Source organism: Streptomyces enissocaesilis (assembly GCF_039533765.1).
In the GTDB taxonomy this organism is placed as follows: Bacteria; Actinomycetota; Actinomycetes; order Streptomycetales; family Streptomycetaceae; genus Streptomyces; species Streptomyces enissocaesilis.
This window is the reverse complement of the sequence record NZ_BAAAUD010000002.1, coordinates 67,243-90,914: the sequence shown is the minus strand read 5'-3', so window position 1 is coordinate 90,914 and position 23,672 is coordinate 67,243. Positions and strand designations below refer to the sequence as shown.

Here is a 23,672-nt window from a genome sequence, read left to right as displayed (position 1 = left end):
GGTGGAGGGGATTGTCCGTGGGCAGTGCGTCGCCGTCGTACAAGGGGCATCGCTACCCGGTCGAGGTCATCTCCCACTGCGTGTGGCTGTACTTCCGCTTTCCGCTGTCGTTTCGCGAGGTGGAGGAGCTGATGCTCCAGCGCGGCGTCATCGTCTCCTACGAGACCGTGCGCCGCTGGTGCGCCAAGTTCGGGCAGGCCTATGCAAACGGACTGCGCAGCCGCCGGCCCCAGCCCGGGGACAAATGGCATCTGGACGAGGTGTTCATCAAGGTCAACGGCGAGCTGAAGTATCTATGGCGAGCCGTCGACGCCGGCGGCAACGTCCTCGACATCCTCGTGCAGAACCGGCGGGACAAGGCCGCCGCCAGGCGGTTCTTTTGCCACCTGATGAAGAAGACGCGTGCAGTGCCGCGGGTGGTCGTCACCGACAAACTGCGCTCCTACGGCGCCGCCCACCGCGAGGTCATGCCTTCCGCCCTGCACCGCGCTCATAAAGGCCTGAACAACCGGGCCGGGAACAGCCACCAGCCCACCCGACAGCGGGAACGCGCGATGAAGGGCTTGCGATCCACGGGCGCGGCACAGCGGTTCCTGTCCGCGTTCAGCGGCATCTCGCCGCACTTGCGGCCCCACCCTCACTCCTCAACTTGACGTTCACGGCGCCTTGACCGATGGGCAGCTCGGATCATGTCGCGTGCAGTGTGGCCAGCTCCGAACGCAGTTTCTTGATCCCGTCCTCGGCAACCTCGTAGGCGCTCGGCACGCCCGGAACTGGCTTGTCCTCCATGGGAATCCAGAACTTCCGCCTTGTCAGCCGCAATGAAGTGAGGAACGCCGGGATGGCGTTGAAGACTTCGATGAGCAGCGGTCCGTCGTATACGGGCAGGACGGGCTCGAGGAACGTGCGCCAGGGGATCCAGCTGTCCGCGACCTCGCCGCGGTCTGGCGGGGACACCTGCACGTAGTGCAGGCGCCGCTGGTCGGCGGCATCCTGGATGTCGCGGCGGTACGTCTCCGGGCCGCTGCTGCCGAGGACGACGTGGGAGCTGTCCACGCACACGCCGACGTTCGGACTGCGCACGTCCGTGAGGAAGTCGAGCACGTCGCGCACCATGTTCGGGGCTGGTGTCTCCCAGTGGTCGACGGGTTCGATGGCGACCTGGACGTCCTTCTCTGCCGCGTATTCGCCGAGCCGCTCGAAGAGTGGCTGCGCGATGCGGTACCGGGGCCGCAGCCAGTCCTGCAGCGCGTCACTCCACAGCGGTTTGCCGTTGAGGGTGGGAAATACGTTGTACGGAAACAGGACGGGGCCCGCCATGATGGTGCTGCGCAGGGCCGCTGTGATGTCCACCCGGGACTTGAGGTAGGCCAGGGCTGCTTCGCGTTCCTCGGGGATCAGCGATGTGGGATCGTAGGTCGGCGTCGTGGCCACGTTGGTGGTCAGACCTACGTCCTCCAAGCCGGCTGCGTCGAGAGCCTTCCTGAGCTTTTCGTAGCGGGGCACGTCCGCTTGGGAGTTGCCCACGTCGTTCGGGAAAACGGGCATGTCGAAGCCTGTGTACCCGATGTCCCGCAGCTCCCTCATGTGCCTGACGATGACCTCGGTGTACTCGGGATCGTCCGGGTGCAGGTTGACGGTGAACATGAAGAAGCTGAGATAGATGTCGCGTGTACTCATCGTTACCATCCCAGGACTTTGGTGAGGTAATCGTGGGCCATCTTGGCGTACTTCAGCGGGCATGCCGTCGCCGGGTCCTGTTCGGCCTCGACGACCAGCCATCCCTCGTAGCCGGCATTCCCCAGCGTCGAGAGGATGGGCTTGAAGTCGATCGCGCCTTCTGAGTCTCCGGGCACGGTGAAGACGCCCTGCAGGATTCCCTCCTGGAAGGAGAGATGGTCGCTCTTCACCTTCTCGGCCACCGACTGCCGGACGTTCTTGAGGTGAACGTGCTTGATTCGCTGCTTGTGCCTCTCCGCGGTCTCGAGCGGGTTGTCGCCCGCGAGCTGGAGATGCCCAGTGTCGAACAGCAGATGCACGTGGTCCGGGTTGGTGCCCGCCATCAACCTGTCGATGTCCTCGGCCGTCTGCACACCAGTGCCCATGTGATGGTGGTAGCAGAGCCGCATCCCGCTGTCCGCGGCCAGCTTTCCGATTTCGTTGAGGCCGCTGGTGAGGAGATCCCAATCTTTTTCGGTGAAGTGGGGGCGGTGCTTGAAGACAGGGATGGGCTGCAGGTGCGACGACTGCCCGAACTCTGCGACCACGATGTCCTGGCCGCCCACTTTCTTGAGGAACTCCAGCTGCCTCTTGAAATTCTCGACGGTCCGGTCTTTGTCGCCGATGGTGAAGTAGGTGCTCACCCAGGGCTCGGACACCTTCAGGCCGCGCAGGTCGAGCGCCTCCTTGAGTACGGCGGGGTCGGCCGGGTACTTGTGGCCGATGCTGCAGCCCTGGAAGCCCGCGAGTGCCATCTCGCTCACGCATTGCTCGAACGGGATTCCGATGTCGATCAGCGGGAAGTCGTCGTTCCACCACAGTGTCGGCGTTACGCCGAGTGATACCTTGTCGCGACCCAGGTTCGGGACAGTGCTGTTCATGACACTTCCTCCTTTTGGTAGTTCTCGAATGTGGGCGGATTGGCCCACGACCCGTAGCCCGGTGCCTTCGCGCCGGATGGGTGGGCGCCGATGGCCCGCCACAGCAGCCCCTCGGTGTAGGCGGCGGGGGAGACGACGAACGGGGGTGTGCGTCCGTCTCTGCCGTGCGCGCGGTCTTCCCCGGCCTGGTGCCGTCCGGACGCGGCATGCCGGGGCTGGCTTCCCTCGGGCTGGCTGTCATCCGGGACGGCGGGCTTCGCTCCGCTCCGTCCGGGCGCCGTCCAGGCCGCCACGTCCATGCGTCCCGCCAGTTCCGGGCCGTACCAGACGCCGACGTACCAGAGCTTGATGATGCTTTTCACGACTGGATCGGCGGGGACGACAGAGGGATCGGATGTCATCGCCTTCTGGATCACATCCGGCCCTTCTTGATTTACGACCGTTTCGTAATACGCCTCCGCCTGACCGGTTCCCCATAGGTCGAACTCACTGAATCCGGTCACAGTGGCAGAGAACTTCACGAATTCGCGCAGCTTCTCTTCTGTGGTCGTTCTTTGCGTCACGTTGCTGCCTCCTTCGACGGTCTAGAGCTCGAATGTCGGGCCGGCGTTCGCCCCTGGATGCCCTGTGAGCGGGTTGCGGATGAGCCGGTTCATGCTGTCCCGCATGCGGAACATCTCCCAGACCGCCTTGAGCAGCAGGTCGGGCTGACCGTTGTAGGCCAGATTGATACTGGTCAGGAAGGTGGCGTAGGACTGGTTGAATTCCTTGGCCGCCGCCAGGATTTCCGGGTCTCCGGCGAGGTCGGCCAGCTTGATGTCCGGCTTCACCGGATAGACGGCGCTCCAGTCGACGTTAAGATCCGGGCCGGAAGGCTCACCCGGCTTGTCGCCCTTCTGGTAGTGCCGCCCCTTCTCCAACTGCTGGAACCTGTAGTAGTGGGCGATTTCATCCTGGCTGTCGAAGATGCCGCCGTGCAGTCCTTCGCCCTGCTCCGCGACGAGGGTGAGCGCCGCGACTGCGGTGTCGCGGCCGGTCACCTTGATCACATCGCCGCCACCCGAGTAGAAGTACTCGGGGGTCACCTGGCGAGCGGGATCGCCGGTGAAAATCGTCGTCCCTGCCTTACGGGCCTGATCCTCCAGGTGGTTGATGCCCCGGATGATCTCCTCGTAGAACTCACCGATGCTCAGGAAACGCTGAGTGGGTTCTCCGGGGACGAGGCCGAGGATTGTCCCGGACTCTTCGAGTTCCGCCAGTTTCTCCGGTGGCAGCGCCGCACCGTCGGACGTCAGTCCAACGGCCGCCCAGTCCATCGGTACGAACCTGTCTTTCTCAGTATGTGCCTGCGCGGGCTTCTCGATCTTCAGGAACGTGTCGAGAGCCTCGTGCGAGAAGGGCCGGAGATGCACCTTGAAGTAGTCGGGACCACACGGCAGGTGTGTCGGATAATTCGGCACGAAGTTCGGCTTGGTGAGGTCCGGCGTCCCGCCCACGGCGTTCATGATGTTCGCGACCAGGGTGAGGTGCAGCATCTCCTCGACGGCCACGACCCTGATGACATGCCAGGCATCCGAGTTTTTCCCTGGATGTAGCGAGTAGAGCGCGGTCAGGTAGGGCGGGAGCGTTGCATGCTCCAGCTGGAGCCCCTTGGAGAGGTACTCGTGTAGCTTCTCGATGGTCTGGATCTTGGAGCCCTGGGACGGCTCCGATTCTGAAACGGACATGTTCCCCCAATCGTGGGCGGTGGCGGTGGCGGTGGCCGCGGCCGGTGTCGCGTTCGACCCGCCGATCTGTTGGCCGTCTAGCTGCGGACGGTGGCCGGCGCCTTCGCGGCACGCAGGTACCTGACGATGTGGGTCGAACTGCGGAAGGCGAGCGCCGCCATGGTCAGGCTGATGTTGGATGTCCCGATCGAGGGCAAGCTGCCGGGCCCGACAAGGTAGAGATTGTCGTGGTCCCACGACTGCTGGGTGTGGTCGACCACAGAGTTCGCCGGGTCGGTCCCCATGATGTGAGTGCCCGCCAGGTGGTTGCCGCCCACGATGTTGTACCACTGGCCGTCGTGCTCGACGGCGCTGTAACGGTCCTTGTCGTACGTAGTTCTGTCCTCAACGCCGAGCTTCTCGAAGATGTCGGTCGCGAGCTTGCGGGCGAATGCGGCCCCCCGCATGGTGTAGGGCGGGATCTTGAGCGACACGACCGGTTTCAAGTTGCCGATGGCATCCTTGTATCGGTCGTCCACAGTGACCGTGTTGCTCCTGTCGGGCAGCAGGTCGATCATGAAGGCCAGCAGAAGCTGTCGGGAGATCTGGTTCCCGAGTGTCCTGCGCAACTCAGGCCCGTGCAGGCCTCGCTTGTCGACGAGTTCGACCAGGTCCGTGTAGGGCGAGCCGGTTGCCCATCCCCAGCCGTCGTTGTGGATGTCCACGCCGAATCCGGCCTGGGTTCCGCGGAATCGCCCGCCGCGCAGGTCGGTGATCCCGCTCGTGCAGGTTGTGCCTCGCATCGTGCCGGCCGGCTTGGGCAGCAGGCCCCAGGACAGCAGGTAGGCGTGGTCCATCAGGTTGCGGCCGATCAGCTGGCTGCGGCTCATACGCTGCATGTCGGAAGCCAGCATGAGCCGGGCGTTCTCGATGGCGTGCGCGCAGAGAATGTAGACGGTGCCCTTCACCGTGTACGTCTCGTACCTGTCGGAGTCGAGCGCCTCGTAGTTCTTGATGGTGATCCCGGTCACCCGTCGGTCCTGCTCGTCGATCTCGACCTTGGACGCGACGGCTTGCGTCACGATCTTGACGTTGCCTTTGCGGAGCGCCTTGGCCAGCGTCTTTCCCGCGTGATATTTGGCCTGCACGGGGCAGATCGGGACGCAGTTGGTGTTGCCCTGACAGCGCTCGCCCTCCTCCACCTGGCTCGTGCTCACCGCGCCGACCGGGACGAAGCCCTTGCCGCCGTCGTACGCGGCGTTTGGCACGCCGTTACGGGCCTGCGGAAAGCTCCGTACCTGGAGTGTGTAATCGTCGTCCGCCAGGGTGACCCGCATGCCATCCACGCCCCGGGCGACCGTCTGGTCGAGATAGGACGGCGGCATACGGTGCATCGGGAACACGTACCCCTCCGGGAAATGCATTCCCAGGTATGCCTGGTCCTCGACCTCGGCGGCTACGCCCAGTTCGGCCTCAGCCTGCTGGTAGTAGGGTTCCAGGTCGTCATAGCTGAGCGGCCAGTTCAGGCCCTGGCCGTACTTGGTGCGCAGGTCGAAGTCCTCGGGAAGCATGCGCAGCGCTTTCCCCTCCCAATGCATGGAGGTGCCGCCGAGGACCCGGGTGAAGGTGGTGTCCGTGCAGTACTTGTCCTCTTGCACGAGGTAGAAATCGTCTCGGGGTGTGTTCGGACGCACCGGCATGGTGTCGGTGCTCCTAGGCATACGGGCATTCGGGTTGAACGGGTACGGAGACTGGTTGTCCTTGATGACCGCGCCGTAGAACCGCGACAGGTACGACTCGTACTCGGCGAGGTCCAGGTCCTTGCCGGGGCCGGCTTCGAGGATCACCACCCTGTAGCCTGCCTGGCTCAACTGCTCGGCGACGATGGAACCTGCCATGCCACCACCGACGACAACGGCATCCCACTCACCTTGCGCAGCCTCTGCGGCGCTGGTCTGCGTCGCGGCACCGGCTGGGAAGATCACCGGGTCTGCATCGTCGTAAGACGTCATTGATGCCCCTTGTCGCGTCTGGGGTGACCTCACCCCGATTACGGGCAGAACAGCCCGATGACGGATCCCACCAGCCGTCAGAACGGATGGTGATTGAATGACTATCGAAGGCCCACCACTGCCACTGACAAAAGAGAACCAGCTCAGAAACCGAGTTCAAGCTGGAGAACCAAGGCAAGCAAGCGTCGCGGCGCCCACCGATGAATCGATAAGGGTTCCCGTAATCCCCAGCGGGTCCCGCCGTCGGCTGTGGCCACTCGCCGCGTTGTCGGAATCATCCGCGTACGTCACATACGAGGACCACCCTCCGCTTTGCGATTGACCGCACCTGACGCCGCTCGCTGATCCACTGTGAATCGCGGGAAGGGCCTCAGCACAAGATTTGCATATGACGCTGCTATTTTGCTCTACCGCAGCGGGAATCGTGCCGGTAAACCCACCGTTCGGGCGTAATCAACAGTGAGCCTTTCAGCATTGCCTCTCCAGAGTGAGGACGGCCTTGGCGATGACGGTCATGCGCCTGGGGCTGACGGGTGAACTGCGCAAGATGCGCCAGGACTTCAGCCGTGCCATGCCGCGTTGGACGAGAGGCCGGGCCTAGTTAGGCGTAGTAGGCACACAGCGCCGCGTTGGCCGTGTCGCCATCCATCTGCAGTAGTTGGGCGCGGCCGGTGAAGTAGTTGTGGACGGCCAGCGCGGCCGCCGCTCCCTCTCCCGCGGCCGTGGCGATGCGACGCACCCCGCGGTACCGCACGTCTCCGGCGGCGAAGACCCCCGGCACGCTGGTGGCGTACGCCGGCACGGCCGGGCCAGTGACGTCGGTACCCGTGGCCACGTACCCCTTGGTCAACTGGACGCCTGCGCCCTGCAGCCATTTGGTGTCGGGGTCGGCGCCGATCAGCACGTAGACCGCGCACCGGCAGGGTCTCCAGAGAGTCGTTGAGCGTCTGCAGCCGCACGCTGGCCGCTTCCGTCATCCCCTACACACGGCTCGCCTCCATCGACGCCCGCGTGCAGGGAACCGCGGCCAGGCCGATGATCCGGCCGTCGACCGTGGTCATCGACCAGGGCAAAGTGTTCGTGTCCCGCTGCTTCCTCGCTGCCGCCGAGCACCTGGGAATCACCGTCCAGCCGTGTCCCCCCGCGTCCGGGCACACCAAGAGGCATGTGGAGCGGGGCTTCGGGGCGATCGGCACGCTGTTCGCTCAGTACGTCGCCGGCTACACCGGAAACCGCCTCGCCACACGCGGCAGCAACGTAGAGGGCGAGGCATGCTGGACGATGCCTCAGCTGCAGGACCTGCTGAACGAGTGGATCGTCGATCCTTTTACCGACCGCAGGAGCTCATGAACCGGCTCTGAACTGCGACGATTCATAGACTACATGTCCACGACGGTCGGGCAACGTTCCCCCAGTGATCGCGAGCACGGATGACGGCGGTAGCTGTCAGAGGTGTGCAGTACGGTCCTGTCATGGCAGCCAAAATCGATCTGACCCTCGATTGCGCGAACGCACAACTCCTCGCCGATTTCTGGAAGACGGCACTGGGCTATATCGACGAGCCGCCGCCCGCTCCCTTCAAAACCCGCGAGGAGTGGCTCGCGCAGTTTGACCTGCCCGAGGACGACTCCGAGAACGACGGGGCGTGGCTCTGCGATCCCGACGGCGTCGGCCCCCGCCTCTCCATCCTCAAGGTCCCCGAACCGAAGACGGCGAAGAACCGGCTTCATATCGACGTTCGGGTGCCGGGACACGGCAGTGCCGGTGAGCGGTGGGCGCGGATCAAAGCGGAGTCTGAGCGGCTGGTGAAGGCGGGCGGAACCGTCCGGCAGGAGGTCGACGGGCACCACGTTGTGATGGCCGACCCGGAGGGCAACGAGTTCTGCGTCGCCGCAGCCTCGACCTGAGGCCGGCAGAGGTCGGGGACGTTCCCCGGCCTCCGCCTTGGCTGGCCGAGCACTGCTGTCACCGTCAACAATCCGTCGACGCCCCGTGGTGGCAGCTCGAGGTGCGGCCGCTGCAGGCGGCCGGACTCTCCGAACCGAGTCGTGCCGTCAGGCGCGTTTCCCGGAACTAACGCGTCACTGCTGAACTCCCTGTGAGGCATTGGTGATCTGGGCTTCGAGGTCGGCGACGCGTCGGTCCTGGAAGCGGAGGTTGGATCGGGCGGGCTTGAGCCGCTCGTCGAGGGTGCGGTTGTCGGCGGTCAGCTGGCGGACCCTTTGTTTGAGGGTGGTGTTCTCGGTGGTGATCCGCTGGATGGCCTCTTCGGTCCATTCGGCTTGCAAGTCCCTTACCTGGCCGAGGAGTTCGCTGATGCGGGTGCGTTGGGTGAGGATCTCGGTCTGGGCTGCCTTGAGCGCTTCTTCGGTGTTCAGCGCGCGCTCGCGCCAGGTTGCCTCGCGCTCGTCGTCCTGTTCGACGAGGATCCGGGTCCGGCGGTCACCTGCCTCGGCCATCGCCGTGGCGATGGCGGACCGGGCCTCGGGGCTGGAGTAGAGGAACATGCGCGAGACGTTCGCCCGCCGGGCGACAGCGACAACGCTGACGTCGATGGGCGCGGTCGGCACCAGCGCCGACAACGCGGCCTGCGAAAGCTTCCACGCCTCCCTGAAACGTGAGACCCTCCAAGGCGCCCACGACTATGGCGACGCCGGCACCTGCCGCCGCCGGACCGTCTTCGCCTGGCTGACCCGCTACAACACCCGCCGTCGGCACTCAGCCAACGACCACCTCAGCCCCGACGCATACGAACGCCGACACCACAGCGTTAGACTCACGCTCACCGCGTGATCAATAACCGCGTGCCCGCCTTCATGGGGGAAGGCCCGTTCGAGCCGTGCCAGGGTTGGCGTCCCGGCCGCAGGGGGCGCGGTGTACGGGATCGCCGAACACTCTTGTGTCAACTTTCTGCCGGTCGAGGATGCGGCCCGGGTGATGGCCGAGGCCGTGCGTCGCTGTCCGGGCGAGGGCTTGTCCACCTACCACGTCGTGCACGCGCAGGACGTTCCTGTTCGCGAAGTGATGGCGGCGCTCAGTGCGTACGCGGGCGTTCCCCTGCGCCCACTGCCCGGTGCGTCGCCACCAGTGCCGGCGGCCGAACGAACCCTGCACGAGTCGATGAGCGGCCTCCTGTGCTGGCTCGAGGTGTCTCGGCGCTACGACACCGCCGGCCTGACCGCTCTGGGCCTGAGCCGCAACGAACCTCCCTTCGTCGACGGGGACTTCATGCTGTCCACTCTCGACACCGCCGGCCGGCACACTTCCTGCTGATGCGCCGTCACCAGCTGCTGTCCTGTCTGGGTCCGGACGCCGAGGCAGCGCTGGCCTGGCGTCCGGTCAGCGGGGACACCGCCATGGAGATCTTGCGGGTGGCAACCTCGTGTTGTGGCACAGGTTGCGGTATCCGCTCTGCTGTCGGTCAAGAGGTAGTGGGCGGGTTGAGCAGGATCAGGACACGGCTGGCGAGGTCGTTGATGCCGGCGGCATTGATGACTTCCATGGTGGGGATCTCGCAGGCCAGTTCACGCTGGAGTGCGACGACCAGTTCGGCGGCCATCAGCGAGTCCATGCCGAGCGTGTCCAGGGGGCGGGTGCGGTCCACCCGCTCCGGGGCGTGGTGGGTGACGCGGGCGACCGAGCGGGCGAGGAGGTCTGCCACAGTGGTGTGTTGGGTCTGCAGGTCTGCGCTGGCCAGGGACCGTCGCAGGTCGACACCTTCCTCGCCGTCGGCTTCCTCCGGGGGCAGGACGGCGGCGAACCTGGGTGCGCGCAGGGCAGGCAGCAGGGTGACCATGCGGCGGAAGTCGAAGTGGCCGACCTGGACAACGGCCACATCACCGTCGGCATCGGTGGCGCGGGTCATGAGGTCTTCGAGTGCGGTGAAAATCTGGCTGGAGGACAGGGGACCCAGGCCCATGCGTTCCAAGGTGCCGGTGTACTCCGCCTCGACGGCGGTGCCGATCTCGCCGATCAGCCCCCAGCCGACGGCCAGGGCGGGCAGGCCGACTGCTCGGCGGGCGCGTACGAGCCCTTCCATGGCGAGGTTGGCGGCTCCGTAGGCGGCCTGGGCACGGTGGCCGACGGTGGCGGAGATGGAGGAGTTGAGGACGAAGAACTCCAGGTCGTGCTTGCGGGTGAGGCTGTCCAGGACGGCTGCCCCCCGTAGCTTCGGCGCGAGAACCGTCCTGATGGCCTCGTCGCTCAAGTCGGTCAGCAGCCGGTCCTCCAGGGTCATGGCGGAGTGGACGACGCCGCGCAGGGGCCGTCCGGTGCCGGTGATCTTCTGCAGGACGGCGCCGATCGCCGCGGGGTCGGCCGCGTCGGCGGCGTAGGCGGTGGCGGTGGCTCCTTGACGGGTCAGGGCAGTGATCAGTTCGGCCGCGCCGGGGGTGGCGGGGCCGCGGCGGCTGACCAGGGCCAGGTGGCGAGCCCCGCGGTCGGCAAGGAAACGGGCGGTGGCGGCTCCGAGACCGGTGAGGCCGCCGGTGATCAGGTAGGTGGCGTCGGGGGCACAGGTGAGGCGCGCGGGGGGCGGGGTCAGGTGCGGCGGGGTCTCCAACGACAGGACGACCTTGCCGATGTGCCGGGAGTGCCGCAGCAGCGTGAAGGCGTCCATGGCCTGGTCGGCGGGAAACACCTGGTGCGGCAGTGGCCGGTAGCTGCCCTCGTGGACGCGGCGGACGAGTTCAGCGAAGTGACGGTTCGCTAGCTCCGGCTGGCGGGTGAACATCTGGTGGGCGTCCACCGCGTGCAGGGACAGGTTGTTGCGGAAGGGCCGCAGCGGGAGGCGCCCGCCGGTGTGAATGTCGCGTTTGCCCAGCTCGATACAGCGGCCGCCGGGCCGTAGGACGTCGAGGTTGCGGGCGATGGCCTCGCCCGCAAGGGAGTTGAGGACGACGTCGACGCCCTCACCGCCGGTCAGCTCCAGTACCTCGTCGGCGAATGCGAGAGTGCGGGAGTCGAGCACATGGTCGGCGCCCAGCAGGGTCAGCAGGTCACGTTTGGCCGGGCTGCCCGCGGTGGCGATGACCCGGGCACCCACCTGGTGGGCGTACTGGAGGGCCGCGAGTCCCACTCCGCCGGCGGCGCCGTGGATGAGGACGGTCTCGCCCTGGGTGAGCCGGCCCAGGTGTTCCAGGGCGTGCTGGACGGTGAAGAAGGCCACGGGGAGTGTCGCGGCCTCGGCGAAGTTCACAGGGGCGGGGATCGTACCGACGGCCAGCGCTGGAACAATGACGTTCGAGGCCAGCGCCCCGGGTGCGTAGGCGAGGACGCGCTGTCCGACGGTGAACGGAGTACCGGCCCCGACGGCGCTGACGACACCGGCGCATTCCAGGCCAAGGCTGTACTCGCCGGGTGCGGGGCTTTCGGCTCCGGGGGGCAGCAGGCCGGTGGCCAGCATCACGTCACGGTAGTTCAGGGCGGCCGCTCGCACCTCGATGGCCACCTGGCCCGGGCCGGGAGCGGGTGGCGCGGGGGCGGGCGTCCAGTCCAGGCCGAAGCCGAGTCCCGGCCGGCGCAGCCTCAGCCGGTACGGGCTCGCGTGGGCCGGCACCGTCGTGGTGGGCGCTTCCCGCAGCCGGGGCACGAACCGTCCGGCGGAGCTGAGGACGATCTCGTCTTCCCCGGTCGGTTCGGCCAGCAGCTCGCGGGCCAGCCGGCGGGCGTCGCGCTCGGGCGAGGGTCCCGGTTCGAACGACAGCCGCCGCATGGCCAGCCTGGCCTGTTCGTTGGCGACCGTCCGGGCCACCCCCCACGGGACGGCGTCGTGCGGGGTCAGGAGTGCACCGGGAGTGGGAAGGGCTCCCGACGGCCCCGTGATCAGCCAGAGCTCGGGAGTACTCGACCGGGGCAGCCCAGCGCAGGTCCGGGAGAGGGCACGCAGCACCGCGGTGCGGGTGACGGCCTGTTCCAGGACGCCCGGCTCGTGGTCCTCGTGGCCGGCTCTGTGCTGCGTGCCGTCATCGCCGCGGGGGGTGTCGGGGTCGGCGAGCAACAGGACCACGGCGGGGCGGATCTGCTCCGGGGGCAGATGGGCCGACCACTGGGCGGGGTCGGTGGTGGCGGGCACGACAGTGACGGGGGCATCGCTGGCCGCGCGCAAGGCGGCCGCCAGGGGGCTGGTGAGCGCGTTGCGGGGGTCTTCGGTGGCGATGATCCAGGAGGTCACGTCCGTGGCAGGGCTGGGGGCGGGGGTTTTGGGCCGGGGCAGCGTTCGGGGCGCGCGGCGGGCGAGGAGGACCGAGTAGTCTCCACCGGTCCGGTCAGCGCCGAGCTGGGCGGTCTCGTCGAAGCCGTTGCCGGCGAGTAGCCGCGGCCACTGGTCCCACGCCAGGAGAGGTGAGTCGGGGCGCAGGTCGGGGTCCTCGGCGTGCCAGAAACTCTTCAGCAGACCGAAGATCGGCAGGAGCACGTCAGGGTTGTGGGTCTCGACGGCCAGCAGCTGCCCGCCGTCGTCGAGCAGGGCGGCGACACGGGTGAGGCTTTCCCGCAGCCTGGTCGTGGCATGCAGGACGTTGCCCGCGATGACCAGGTCGAACGAGCCGGGGGTGAAGCCCTGCCGCTGAGGGTCCTCATTGAGGTCCAGGGTGCGGTAGGTGATGTGGTCGTACTCGCTGAAGCGGCGCTCGGCGTGGTGGAAGAACGCTTCGGAGACGTCGGTGAAGGTGTAGTGGGTGCGGTCGGCGGGAAGCGCGTCGAGAAGCACTGCGGTCAGGGCCCCGGTGCCCGCACCGGTCTCCAGGACTCGCAACGGTCGCCCGGCGGGCCAGTGCCGGGCGATCTCGCGGGCGAGGGCGGCGGCCACGCCGTTGTACTGGCGGGTGACTTCGGTGTCGGAGTAGAAGCTCTCCATCCAATGGCGCTCGGTGTCGCCGAAGAGCAGGGCGACGGGATCCCGCCGGCCCAGCAGGACGTCCGCCAGCGCGCTGCCGCAGCGGCTGTACAGGACGGCTTCCACAACTTGGCCCGGCGCGGCGCGCAGCAGTTCGGTCAGGGCCTGCTGCGGGTCGGCGTGGCTGGTGGGCGTCCAGTCACCGTTGCCGGTACGGCGCAGTAGCCCGGCGCGTTCGGCGTGGCCCAGAAGTGCGTGCATCGCACGCCGGTACTCGGGGAGGGCGCCTGAGGAGATCAGGGTGTCGGGGGTGAACGTGGTGGCGGCCGGGTCGATGGTGTGGGCGGCCTGCAGGGTGAAGTGGGCGCTTAGTGAGCTGGCCAGGCGCAGGGCCCGGGCGTACCGGTCGGTGTTCTGCGCGGGCACGGAAGCTCGGGTGACCCAGTGGGCCAGCTCGCATGGGCCGGGCAGGCGGTGTGAGGGGATGTCAGGGTCGTGTTCACGGGGGGCGGCGCGCAGAACCGTGGTCAGATGTCGCGGCACGGTGCGGGCGGCCTCGAAGCGGCGTAGTCGGCATGCGTCCAGTTCAGCGGTGACCTGGCCTTGGTCGTCGAAGAGCTGGACGTCCCAGCACACTTCACGGTCGGTCGCCTCCCGGTGACGTACGTGCACCCAGCCTTCCGAGGCTGGTCGGCTCCACACCCGCAGGGCTTCGACGGTGGCGGGGAGATAGGGGGCGTCGAGTGGGTGCCCGGGGCTGGTGCCGGTGTGGTGGAGCAGTGGGGCGCCGGCTTGGATGGCGCCGTCCAGGAGGGTGGGGTGCAGGATGTGCCCGGTGGCGGGGTCTGCGGACGGCTGGGGGGTGGTGAGGGTGTAGCGCGCCAGGACCTCGTCGGGGCCGGTGTGCAGCTGGGTGAGGACGGTGAAGGCGGGGCCGTAGCTGATGCCGGTCGCGGCGACGGCCGCGTAGTGGGCTGTGCCGCTCAGGGTCGTGGTCAGCCGGCCGTGCAGAGCGGTCAGGTTCTGTGGCGCGGGGCGTTCGCGCAGGAGTCGGCGCACGACGCCTCGGGCGTGAGCTCGCCACGGGCCGGAGCCGTCGCGGCTGGAGATGCGCACGGTGTTGTCGGCCGGGTCGAGGGCGGTCTGGAGTTGAATGTCCATCGCGGGGTCGTCGAAGGGCAGGACAAGGGCGCGGTCGATGGCCAGGCCGGTCAGTTGGACGGGGGCCTGGTGGTGTAGCTGGCCTGCGGCCAGGGCCATTTCGGCCAAGGCGGCGGCAGGGACGATCACGGCATCGTCGACGACGTGGTCGGCGAGCCAGTGGTGCCGGGAGGGGTCGACACGAGTGTGCCAGAGCGGGTCCGGGTGGGCGGTGCGTTCACCGAGCAGGGGGTGGTGGCGCCGGCCGTCACCACAGCCGTGCCCGAACCACTGCGGGGTGCCGTGCCAGTGGTGTTCGCGCTGCCAGGGGTAGGCGGGCAGGTTCTGGATGCGTCCGGGAACGGGGAGAAGCCGGGTGTGGTCGGTGCGGGCGCCGGACGCCAGCAGGGTGGCTGCGGTCATCTCGAGGGCCTTGGTGCCGTCGCGGTCGCGGCTGAGGGTCGGTACCACAACTGCCTGCCCGGGCGGGCGCCCGGGGGTGAGCGTGCGGCGCAGGTAGTGGCTCAGGACGGGGTGCGGGCCGATCTCGACGAACGCGTCGCAGCCCGCTTCCGCGAGGGTCTGGACGGCGTCGGTCAGCCGCACTGGCCAGCGGACGTTGAGCCACCAGTAGTCGGCCGTCAGTTCCTGGCCCTGCACCAGGCCGCCGGTGACGGTGGAGGCGAAGGGAATCCGGGCGGGCTGCGGCGCCAGGGCGTCCAGCGCGCTGCGCAGGTCCTCTTCGACGGGGTCCATGCGGTGGGTGTGGAAGGCATGGTCCAGGTCCAGCATCCGGAAGAACGTGCCGCGTACCGCCAGGCTTCGGGCCAGGTCGTCGAGTGCGGCCTCGTCGCCGGCGATCGTGACATCCTGCGGGCTGTTGACCGCTGCCAGTTCCAGCCTGCCGTCGTAGGCGGCCAGTTCTTCCTCTGCTTCGGGGCGGCTGAGTCCCACCGCCGCCATCCGCCCCGACCCGGCCGTTCGGGCCTGGGCACGGCTGCGGTGGGCGATGACCAGCGCCGCACCGGGCAGGTCCAGGGCGCCGCAGGCGTAGGCGGCGGCAACCTCGCCGACGCTGTGGCCGACCACCGCAGCGGGTTGCACGCCGTAGGCGGCCAGGGCCGCGGTCAGGGCCGCCTGCACGGTGAACAGCAGTGGCTGGGCGACCTCGGTCAGCGTCTGGCGGCCGGTGTCGGCGCCGGTGGCGAGCTCCTCGCGCACGGACCAGCCGAGCAGCGGCGTCAGCGCCCCGTCGATCTCCTCGACGGCCTCGCGGAACGGAGTGGAACAGGTGATCAGACGCTGTCCCATGCCCGTCCACTGGGCGCCGTTGCCGTTGTAGACGAAAGCGACCGCGCCACGGGTGAGCGCGAGGACGGGCGGGTTGGCGGCGGCGGCGCGCAGCCGGTGGGCGGCGGTGGCTGCGTCGGGGGCCAGCACGGCGGCGCGGTGGGAGTGGTGGCCACGGCGGGTGACGGTGGTGTGGGCGATGTCGTAGAACACCTGCTCGTCCACGTCGGCTTCGCCTAGGCGGTCCGCCAGGGCGGTGGCGGCCTGGGCGAGGGCGGCGGGAGTCCGGGCGGACACCAGGAGGGGCCGTGGTCCCGACGGCGGGGCCACCTGGGGTACGGGGGGCGGGGGCGGGGCGAGGACGGCATGGGCATTGGCGCCGCCGAACCCGAAGGAGTTGACCCCCACCAGGCCTCCCGTACCCGTGGTCAGCTGCACGCTCACGGGTACGGGGGCGAGGTTGAGGCCGGTGAAGTCGATGGCGGAGCTGGCCGGCTGGCCGTGCAAGGACGCCGGGATGACGCGGTGGCGCAGGACCAGCACGGCTTTGAGGAGACCGGCGAGGCCGGAGGCGGACTCCAGGTGTCCGAGATTGGTCTTGATCGATCCGATGGGCAGCGGGCGTCCAGCCCGATGCCCGGCCAGCGCTGTTGAGATGGCCTGGCACTCCAGGGGATCGCCCACCGGGGTGCCCGTGCCGTGTGCCTCCAGATACAGCAGGTCGTCGGCTGCCAGGCCGGCCCGCCCGTACACCTGGCGCAGCAAATCGGCCTGCGCCTGGGCGCTGGGCTGGGCGAGGCCGGGGGTGTGACCGTCACTGTTGGTGCCGGTGGCGGCGATCACCGCGTGGACACGGTCCCCGTCGGCGAGGGCACGTTCGAGGCTCTTGAGGAGGAGGACGGCGCCGCCTTCGGCCCGTACGAACCCGTCGGCGTCCGCGGAGAAGGCCCGGCAGCGACCGGTCGGGGAGAGCATCGAGGCCTTGGCGAACCCGACGAACTCATGAGGACTGATGAGGATGTTGACTCCGGCGGCCACAGCCGTCTCGCCGCCGGCGCGGAGGAACTCGCAGGCCTGGTGCAGGGCGACCAGACTGGAGGAGCAGGCGGTGTCCACGGCCACGCTGGGTCCGCGCAGATCGAAAGCATGGGACAGCCGGCCTGCGGTGTTCGCACCGGCGATGCCGGTCATGGTGTGCTGGCCGACCGTCTCCAGGCGGCTGAGCTGCAGATTGCCGTAGGCGTGGTTGGACACCCCGACGAAGACCCCTGTGCTGGTGCCGGCAACGGCGGCCGGAGGGATACCGGCATCGTCGATGGCTTCCGCGGCCAGCTCCAACAGCAGCCGCTGCTGCGGGTCCATGCAGGCCGCTTCGCGGGGCGAGATGCCGAAGTACTCGGCGTCGAAGGCCGCGATATCGGCCAGGACACCGGCAGCGGCCGTGTAGGTTCGACCGGGCCGGCGAGGATCGGCATCGGTGAACGCCTCGGTGTCGAACCGCTCGGGAGGGATTTGCGTGACCAGATCACGCCCCCCAACCAGTGCCGACCACAGGGCGTCGATGCTGTCCAGACCACCGGGAAGCCGACAACTGATCCCGATGATGGCAACATCGTCCGCACGCCCGCTCATGCCGCGCTCATGACTGCCCGCTACCCGGTCCATGTATTTTATCCCCCTCTGTCACCAACGATCCGCACCGAGCCTGCCCCGGCTGGCACCGGAAGACCAACCCAAAGGGGCCAAGCGTCACGAAGGAGTGAAAAAAGGGGAGTTGGGACCAGGATCCGTTGACGACATGAAGGGACAACGATGGGACCACTCGGCGACGGCCTGCTATGGGAGCTGACACCCGAGGGAGCTTTGCCGGACCTGGCTGTACTCCTGCTGCCCGGTGTGGGGGGAAGCCCCGCCGACTTCGCCCTGTGGCCGCGCTACCTCGCACCCCGCTTCCGCGTCCTGAGCGCACGCTACCCAGGACGCAGCGACTGCCCTGCCCCAGCGGCGGACCTCACCGCGCTCGCCGGCGAGCTCGCCCGACGCCTGGCACACCACGTCCCTGAACCGCTGGTCGTCTTCGGGCACAGCCTTGGTGCCCTCATCGGCTACGAGACCGCCTGGCAGCTCACCCTGCGCCGTCAGCCACCCCTCGCCCTCCACGCGTCGGCAGCTCTGTCGCCGCCTGAATACGGTGACATCGACCTCGCCGTCGGGTCGATGGACGACCCCGCCCTGACTCGCTTCTCCGGGTCACTCGGCATGCCCCTCCCGCGCGACGCACGACAGCGACGCGCTGCCCTTCGCGCCATCCGCCACGACCTGACCCTGGTCGACTCCTACCGTCACGGAGCCGACCGGCCCCTGACCTACCCCCTCACGGTATGGACCGCACGCGACGACTGCCTCATCCCATCGGACTCCGCAACAAAGTGGCAGGCCATGAGCCAGCACAAGCTCACCCATCACACGCTCCCCGCGGAACACCACTACCTCGGCCTTCCGCATGCCATCACCCTCATCGCCGCTCACCTCTAGCCTCCGCGTTTCAGTTGGGATCGGCTGGGGTCTGTCAAACGAGCGGCTCTGTCTCACATTCGGCGGTAACGGAATGTGTGTGATGGAAAGATTGCCTGGTCGAGTCGCGTGAACGCCCAGGCCATACTTCTTGGCCCTACCTGCAGCGGACTCAGAGCCGGGATATCGAGCTGCGGCTGACCTGCACCAATCGCTATATGTAACGAGAGTAGCTGTCCGTTACCACTGAATGTGAGACAGAGCCAAACGAGCGGGTTTGGCCCGTGGTCGGTGGTAGCGCTTTGTGTCCGTCAGGGCAGGAGGATGCGGTGGCGGAGGAGGTCGAATCCGGCGCGTCCGTGTATTTGTCTCATGATCCTCTTGGTGCGGGTGTTGACGCCTTCGGTGCGGCCATTGTGGTAAGGCAGGGTGAGGCCGGCGTTCACGGCGGCCCGGTCGATTTCGAGGCCGTTGGTGAAGCTACCCAGGTGGGGCCGGTCGACGGCGCGGGCGATTGTGATCCACTCGGCGAGTTTCGTGTCGTTGCCCCCGGCCGGTTTGAGCAGGGCGGCCAAGCCGCGGACGAGATCGGCGAGTGCGGTCAGCTCCGGGCAGGCCGCGATGACCTTCTCGAACAGGGTCGTTTCCTTCGGGCGCAGGCTTTCGGAGTCGGTGAGCATCAGGCGGCCGGCGTGGCGCGGGGTGGTGACGGGGCGGTCGCCTTCGGCGCGGCCCTGGTTGGGGTAGCGGAACCATGAGGTTGGCGCTGCTGGTGCAGCCCAACTCCCGGATCTCTGCGAGGAGGTGGGTGACCGGGATGGCCGGTTCCTCCACGCGGCGCCGGCGCAGGTGTTCGCGGCAGGGGTCGACGAGGGTGGGCCGGTAGGCGGGAGCGATGCGCAGGGCCTGCGGTTCGGACATGCGGGCGTAGCGTTTGACGGTGTTCAGAGCCACGCCCAGACGGCGGGGGCCTTGACCCCGAATCCTGAACACGTCTATGCAAACTTGAGTAAGGGTAGTCGACGTCAGTTGGAAGGCTTTCCCGAAGGCGATCGGAGGCTGCTGACCGAGACGGGAATGTCGACGGCGGGTGTTGTATCGGGTCAGCCAGCGGAATGCATCGAGTCGCGCCTCGCGCTCGCTCGGCCAGCCCTTCCGACCTTTGAAGGTCTCTCTTTTGAAGCTGGCGTTGAAGGACTCGGCGGCGGCATCGTCGGCACTGGACCCGATCGTGCTCACGCTCTGCCGAACCCCGGCTGACCTGCAGATTTCAGCGAAGGCCCTACTCGTATATTGACCGGATGCATCCGGTGCGCGCACCACCTCGCCGGTCGCCCTTCCGCAGGAGGGCGGGCTCCTTTATCACACACCCCCTTGCCCACGGTCCGATCGGTGCCCGGAACGTGCTGTATCGAGTAGCCGAGGGGGATCTCACCCCTCGGCCCTCACAGAACCGTGCTTAACAGTCTCCCGTTACACGGCTCTTGTCGTTCTGATCATCAGATCTCGCAGATCGGCCCTCCCGGTGCGGCGCCTGTGCGAATGAGGGTGCCGCCGATCAGGACCACCTCCCCGCCCCGCTTGGCGACCTTTCTCAGGGCGCGGTCCAGGCGCGGCGCCTGGGCGGCGAGCAGGGTGATCAGCTCGTCGCGCCAGCGGCGGACGGTGGACTCGGACACGTCGTTGCTGTCGGCCATGTCGGCCAGGCGCTGGTCGTGGGGCAGCACGGCCAGGACGATCACCGCGATCTTCCCCGGCGGCAGGATCCGCCACCTGGACCGAATCGCCTTCAGATGCCGCCGCCGCAGATCGGCGAGGTGGCTGACGGTGCGCGTGGACAGCGACGGAACCGGCGAGCCGACCGCCCCGTCAGAGCGTTGTTGCACGCTGCCCCGCGGCCTCCCACTCCTGGTGTGCGGTGTGGACACGGTGCCACAGCGCCGCCCGCGCAGGGGCGTCGACGTCGGTCATGTTCAGATGGAACACGTCGGCCAGTACGTCGTACCAGTCGTCGGCCGAGTCGATGGTCCGCTCATACGTGCCTTCGGCGTCGATCCGGCGCAGCACACAGCCGCGCAGCATGTCCACACCCTTGGCGTCGCGGAGCTGGGCTTGGAGGACCCGGACGAATCCGGACTCGGGGGAAGTGGACAGTCGCTCGTGCTCCGCGGCGAAGGAGGACAACTCCACGGGCTCCGGCGCGAAGACCATGGCCGTAAAGGCGCCCCGGGGGTCATGGGCGAACCGCCAGCCGCCGGGCACCACCACCGACGGTGCCATCGCGTAGGTGAACGGCCCCTGGGTATAGGTGCCCTCGCGCAGCGCCAGGGGCTCGTGCATTCCGCCGGCGAGCCCCGTGTCGACCAGCCACCGCTCGCCGTCGAGCCCCACAGTGAGCGCGAGATGGTCGCCGCCCGGGCCCTCGGGGTCCTCGACCTCTCCCTGTACCCCGGCCCGGTGCAGAGTCACGTCGTAGCCGAGGGCCGTCAGCAACGCGCCGAAGGCCCCGTTGAGGTGGAAGCAGTAGCCACCACGCCCACGCAGGATCCGGGCCACGGATTCCGCGGCGCCGATGCCCGACGGCCGTCCCAGTTGGTTGTCGAGGGTCTCGTAGGCGACCCGCTCCACCTGCGCCCGATGCAGTGCCCACAGCGCCTCGGCGGTCGGGGCCGTCGGCCGGGGCACACCCAGCACGGCCAGATACCCGTCGAAGTCGATCATGTTCCCCCCACCGTTCGAACGGATGATCAGCCTAGTCGCCGGTACCGCCCGTCCCACACCCCGCCACCTGGGTACTACGCCCTCGGCCGACCAATCCACTCCAGCACCCAGGGAAACCCACAGGTCAGACAGCGAAATCCTGCTGGAGCACCAAGTCGTGTTTCCTCGATCAGCTCGTACGGCTCCAGACGATCCACTCCGCAGACTATCGCCCACGGCCAGCGTGAACATCCTGAGAGCCGGTCACACCAGCCCTTTGACCTGCGACTTCAAGTTGACGGAGGCTCACTCGGTGGAGTCCATCGGGCGGACTCCACCGAGTGGGCTCCACCCGATGTCGTGCATCGCCACTGGATGCTGAACATCGTGGGTTCCACTCGGCGGACGATGTCCGGCATCGTCACCACAGCCAGGCGTTGGAGTGGCGCACCCGGGACAGGGCGCGGGCGTCGCGGCGCGCGGCCGCGTTGCCGATCCGGCTCTGCCGGCACCGGGGGCGGCGCGACTGTTCGGAGACGAAGTGGCGTTTTCCGGCGTCCTGGAGCCGGCGTCATTGCTTGCGCAAGTCCTCCTTCTCCGCTGCCTTCGACTTCGGCTTCCGGGGCCGCTTCCAGACCGGCTGCCACCCCAGGACCTCATCGGGCTCGAGCTCGGGCTCCTGGTCCTCGTCGAGCGCGGCGGCCATCTCCTCGTGGGCTGCTCGGGCTCGGGCGAGGGCGTCCTTGAGTCCCGGGACCTCCGGGTTCTCCGGTGTGGTCATGCGACTCCTCCAGTGGGTGTCCAGCCCTGCGTCTGCTGCACGCCGGGCTGCTGGGTGTGTGACGGCGGGGACGCCGCCGTGGCGGGCTGCGGCGCGGGGTCGGGGGTGAGGGCGCGCTCCCGGATGCCGTCCTGGAGCTGGGCGGCCATCTTGGCGGCGGCGGCCTCGATCGTGGCGCGGGTCTGCTCCAGCGCAGCGACATCGGCCCCCTGCTTGTGCTCCTGGCCGCGGCCGGCCTCCCGGTCCGTGCGCGACTGATGCGGGCGAGACCTCGAGGCGCCGGGCACGGCGACGGTGTGCGGGCGGGCGCGGGAGCCCAGGCGGTCCGAGCGGCGTGCCGCGTGGACCCGGGCGGTCAGCGCTCCGGCTGCCAGGCGGGTCCGCTCGTAGAGGAGAGCGGTCCGCTTGCGGGTCAGCGGGCGCAGCACGGCCTGGTCCTCCGTGTCGCGCGGGTACAGGGCGCGCAGGTCGGCGGTCATCATCCGACCCCTCCCGACGGACCGGGTGCAGTCGTCGACAACGGTCTGCACGATCTGTTCGTCCAGGCCCGCCTGGTGGGGCCGGCCGCGCAGGACGTAGGAGAGGTAGCGGCGGGCTTCGGCGAGCAGATGGTGGCGCTTGAACGCGCCGCGCATCACGTACACCACGACGACGACGTCGACGGCCGCCAGTGCTATGTCGACCACCGGCCGCACCCGTGCCCACACTTCCGCGGCCGCTGTGCCAGCCGGTCGACGACATCGGCGCCGTAGGCCCGGATCGCTGAGTCCCGCCATCGCTCGCGCAGCTTGGTCAGCTCGGTCAGCGACAGCAGCACGGTGCGCTTGGGCGGGTGCGTCCGGTCGGCGGCCTGGCAGCCCAGCGCGTAGGCGGCCCACTCCCCCGGCACGTGCCGGTGCTTCTCCTCGTACTTGGTGGTGAGGACGGGCAGCGCGTCCTCGATCTGCTGGCGGCGGGTCGACTGCCAGCAGATGAGCCGCTGGTCGATGCCCGCGATCTCCATGACGGGCCTGCGGCCCGGCGTCACCTCGCGCGGCTCCCACGCCCACCCGAGCCGGGCAGACACCTCCTCCATGAAGTACAGGATGTAGAGAGTGTCGGCCGCGGCGATGTGAGTCAGCATCAAATCCGCCGACAAGTTGCCCCACGTCCCCTTGTCGTCCGGCCGCCGGGCGCGGATCGAGATCACCGCATGATCGTGGAGAAGGGGCTTTCCGGCTCTGGACTCATAGTGCCGGAAGACCGCGACGATCAGCCCGTCCTTGACCCGGGCGCGGTGCTTGCCGCCGCTTTTCCAGCGGATCTGTGCGACCGCATCCCCCAGCACGCCAGCCTCTTGTCCCGGTCGATGGCTTCGATCATCTGCCGATGATCACGTCACCGCCCGCCTCGTCTCGGCGTCCGATCAGGTAACCACGGCTCTACCCGCGCCCACTGCGCGTCAGTCAACGGCACGGCCAGGCCGACGATCCGATGATCAGAAGGAAACGCCCCTAGGCATCCGCGAACCAGGAGCGGCCCTGGGCCCAGTGGGTCACCCACCCCGCGAAACCGGGCGTGCCCGGCATCAGGGAGGTGCCCGGCCGGGTGCCGAAGGGCATCGCGCCGTTCTCGTCGACCAGCCAGACGTGACCACGCTGCGGGCCGGTGACGATCAGGTGCCAGTACATGCCGCAGCCGTCGGTGCCCAGCAGCAGTGAGCCGTGGTCGAACACGGAGTCCATCCGGTCCTCGAACTCCTGCTCCGACAGCGCCGCCTCGTCGCCCTCCGCCTCCCACAGCCAGGCCGCGGTGAGCGGAAAAGGCTCGGCAAGCAGGCGCTCGGGGCGGTCCGAGCCCCAGTCCGAGGGCGTTTGCGCGAGGGGCAGCAGACCGTAGTAGGGCGGTCCCGCGCGCAGTCCGTCGCAGATCTCCGTCACGAATGTGCGGTACGGCTCCGGGAGCACGATGCCGTGCTCCGCCTCGAAGGACCGCACCGCCTCCGAGCCGGCCGGCGGCACCGCCTCGGGACGGGACGCGAAGATCTCGCGGAGCGCGGCCAACTCGGCTGGGTCGCAGGCTTCCGTGTTCATGCCGGCCATCATGCAAGATCCG

Annotated in this window: 17 protein-coding genes and 6 pseudogenes; 6 read left to right on the top strand and 17 right to left on the bottom strand. The window is 68.2% G+C overall.

Annotated features, from left to right (window positions below):
- Positions 1–17 precede the first annotated feature (17 nt).
- Positions 18–650 (top strand): annotated as a pseudogene (locus tag ABD374_RS00780) (IS6 family transposase); the annotation flags it as partial.
- A gap of 37 nt (positions 651–687) precedes the next feature.
- Here ABD374_RS00780 and ABD374_RS00775 read toward each other — a convergent pair.
- The 7 genes and pseudogenes from ABD374_RS00775 to ABD374_RS00745 form a co-directional block, all read right to left on the bottom strand.
- Positions 688–1,680: a sugar phosphate isomerase/epimerase family protein gene (locus ABD374_RS00775; RefSeq protein WP_344488923.1), complete on the bottom strand. Its 993-nt coding sequence runs from the start codon at positions 1,678–1,680 to the stop codon at positions 688–690.
- A gap of 2 nt (positions 1,681–1,682) precedes the next feature.
- A complete protein-coding gene (iolE, locus tag ABD374_RS00770; protein WP_344488920.1) occupies positions 1,683–2,600 on the bottom strand; it encodes a myo-inosose-2 dehydratase in 918 nt (305 codons plus the stop codon).
- The gene (locus tag ABD374_RS00765; protein ID WP_344488917.1) at positions 2,597–3,163 is read right to left on the bottom strand and encodes a hypothetical protein; all 567 of its coding nucleotides are present in this window, start codon (positions 3,161–3,163) and stop codon (positions 2,597–2,599) included. The genes iolE and ABD374_RS00765 overlap by 4 nt, the downstream gene beginning before the upstream one ends.
- 21 nt (positions 3,164–3,184) lie before the next feature.
- Complete coding sequence (locus ABD374_RS00760; RefSeq protein ID WP_344488914.1) at positions 3,185–4,327, bottom strand: ferritin-like domain-containing protein; 1,143 nt, start codon at positions 4,325–4,327, stop codon at positions 3,185–3,187.
- A 77-nt stretch (positions 4,328–4,404) separates the two neighbouring features.
- The gene (locus ABD374_RS00755) at positions 4,405–6,318 is read right to left on the bottom strand and encodes a GMC family oxidoreductase (protein WP_344488911.1); all 1,914 of its coding nucleotides are present in this window, start codon (positions 6,316–6,318) and stop codon (positions 4,405–4,407) included.
- A gap of 468 nt (positions 6,319–6,786) precedes the next feature.
- Positions 6,787–6,915 (bottom strand): annotated as a pseudogene (locus ABD374_RS00750) (IS5/IS1182 family transposase); the annotation flags it as partial.
- A 4-nt stretch (positions 6,916–6,919) separates the two neighbouring features.
- Positions 6,920–7,222: an FAD-dependent oxidoreductase gene (locus ABD374_RS00745; RefSeq protein WP_344488908.1), complete on the bottom strand. Its 303-nt coding sequence runs from the start codon at positions 7,220–7,222 to the stop codon at positions 6,920–6,922.
- 35 nt (positions 7,223–7,257) lie between these two features.
- Between ABD374_RS00745 and ABD374_RS00740 the strand changes: the two genes are divergently transcribed.
- Both ABD374_RS00740 and ABD374_RS00735 read left to right on the top strand, forming a co-directional pair.
- Positions 7,258–7,668, top strand: a complete 411-nt coding sequence (locus ABD374_RS00740; RefSeq protein WP_344488905.1) for a hypothetical protein — start codon at positions 7,258–7,260, stop codon at positions 7,666–7,668.
- A gap of 122 nt (positions 7,669–7,790) precedes the next feature.
- Positions 7,791–8,225, top strand: a complete 435-nt coding sequence (locus tag ABD374_RS00735) for a VOC family protein (RefSeq protein ID WP_344488902.1) — start codon at positions 7,791–7,793, stop codon at positions 8,223–8,225.
- A gap of 174 nt (positions 8,226–8,399) precedes the next feature.
- On the opposite strand, the gene ABD374_RS00730 is transcribed toward ABD374_RS00735, so the two are convergent.
- Positions 8,400–8,825: a hypothetical protein gene (locus tag ABD374_RS00730; protein ID WP_344488899.1), complete on the bottom strand. Its 426-nt coding sequence runs from the start codon at positions 8,823–8,825 to the stop codon at positions 8,400–8,402.
- Positions 8,826–8,868: 43 nt separating this feature from the next.
- Here ABD374_RS00730 and ABD374_RS00725 point away from each other — a divergent pair.
- A pseudogene (locus tag ABD374_RS00725) lies at positions 8,869–9,111 on the top strand (integrase core domain-containing protein); the annotation flags it as partial.
- An 81-nt stretch (positions 9,112–9,192) separates the two neighbouring features.
- Entirely contained in the window at positions 9,193–9,591 is a 399-nt protein-coding gene (locus tag ABD374_RS00720) for a hypothetical protein (protein ID WP_344488896.1), read from the top strand.
- Between the two features lie 148 nt (positions 9,592–9,739).
- On the opposite strand, the gene ABD374_RS00715 is transcribed toward ABD374_RS00720, so the two are convergent.
- On the bottom strand, positions 9,740–17,215 hold the full coding sequence (locus ABD374_RS00715) for an SDR family NAD(P)-dependent oxidoreductase (RefSeq protein WP_344488893.1): 7,476 nt from the start codon (positions 17,213–17,215) through the stop codon (positions 9,740–9,742).
- A gap of 180 nt (positions 17,216–17,395) precedes the next feature.
- Here ABD374_RS00715 and ABD374_RS00710 point away from each other — a divergent pair, with 180 nt between their 5' ends.
- On the top strand, positions 17,396–18,118 hold the full coding sequence (locus tag ABD374_RS00710) for a thioesterase II family protein (protein WP_344488890.1): 723 nt from the start codon (positions 17,396–17,398) through the stop codon (positions 18,116–18,118).
- A 290-nt stretch (positions 18,119–18,408) separates the two neighbouring features.
- On the opposite strand, the pseudogene ABD374_RS00705 reads toward ABD374_RS00710, so the two are convergent.
- The 8 genes and pseudogenes from ABD374_RS00705 to ABD374_RS00675 form a co-directional block, all read right to left on the bottom strand.
- Positions 18,409–19,063: pseudogene (locus tag ABD374_RS00705) on the bottom strand (transposase); the annotation flags it as partial.
- Positions 19,064–19,141: 78 nt separating this feature from the next.
- Positions 19,142–19,405: pseudogene (locus ABD374_RS00700) on the bottom strand (integrase core domain-containing protein); the annotation flags it as partial.
- 191 nt (positions 19,406–19,596) lie between these two features.
- Positions 19,597–19,983, bottom strand: coding sequence for a hypothetical protein (locus tag ABD374_RS00695; protein WP_344488887.1), 387 nt, complete (start codon positions 19,981–19,983; stop codon positions 19,597–19,599).
- Positions 19,967–20,818 carry an arylamine N-acetyltransferase family protein gene (locus tag ABD374_RS00690; RefSeq protein ID WP_344488884.1) on the bottom strand — a complete coding sequence of 284 codons (852 nt, stop codon included), beginning with the start codon at positions 20,816–20,818 and terminating at the stop codon, positions 19,967–19,969. The genes ABD374_RS00695 and ABD374_RS00690 overlap by 17 nt, the downstream gene beginning before the upstream one ends.
- Positions 20,819–21,218: 400 nt before the next feature.
- Positions 21,219–21,578: pseudogene (locus ABD374_RS00685) on the bottom strand (hypothetical protein).
- Positions 21,575–22,264 (bottom strand): hypothetical protein, encoded by a 690-nt coding sequence (locus ABD374_RS34495; protein WP_425577086.1) that lies wholly within the window; start codon positions 22,262–22,264, stop codon positions 21,575–21,577. The pseudogene ABD374_RS00685 and the gene ABD374_RS34495 overlap by 4 nt, the downstream one beginning before the upstream one ends.
- Entirely contained in the window at positions 22,252–22,905 is a 654-nt protein-coding gene (gene mobF / locus ABD374_RS34490) for a MobF family relaxase (RefSeq protein WP_425577085.1), read from the bottom strand. The genes ABD374_RS34495 and mobF overlap by 13 nt, the downstream gene beginning before the upstream one ends.
- Before the next feature lie 166 nt (positions 22,906–23,071).
- Positions 23,072–23,662 carry an SMI1/KNR4 family protein gene (locus ABD374_RS00675; protein ID WP_344488881.1) on the bottom strand — a complete coding sequence of 197 codons (591 nt, stop codon included), beginning with the start codon at positions 23,660–23,662 and terminating at the stop codon, positions 23,072–23,074.
- Positions 23,663–23,672 lie beyond the last annotated feature (10 nt).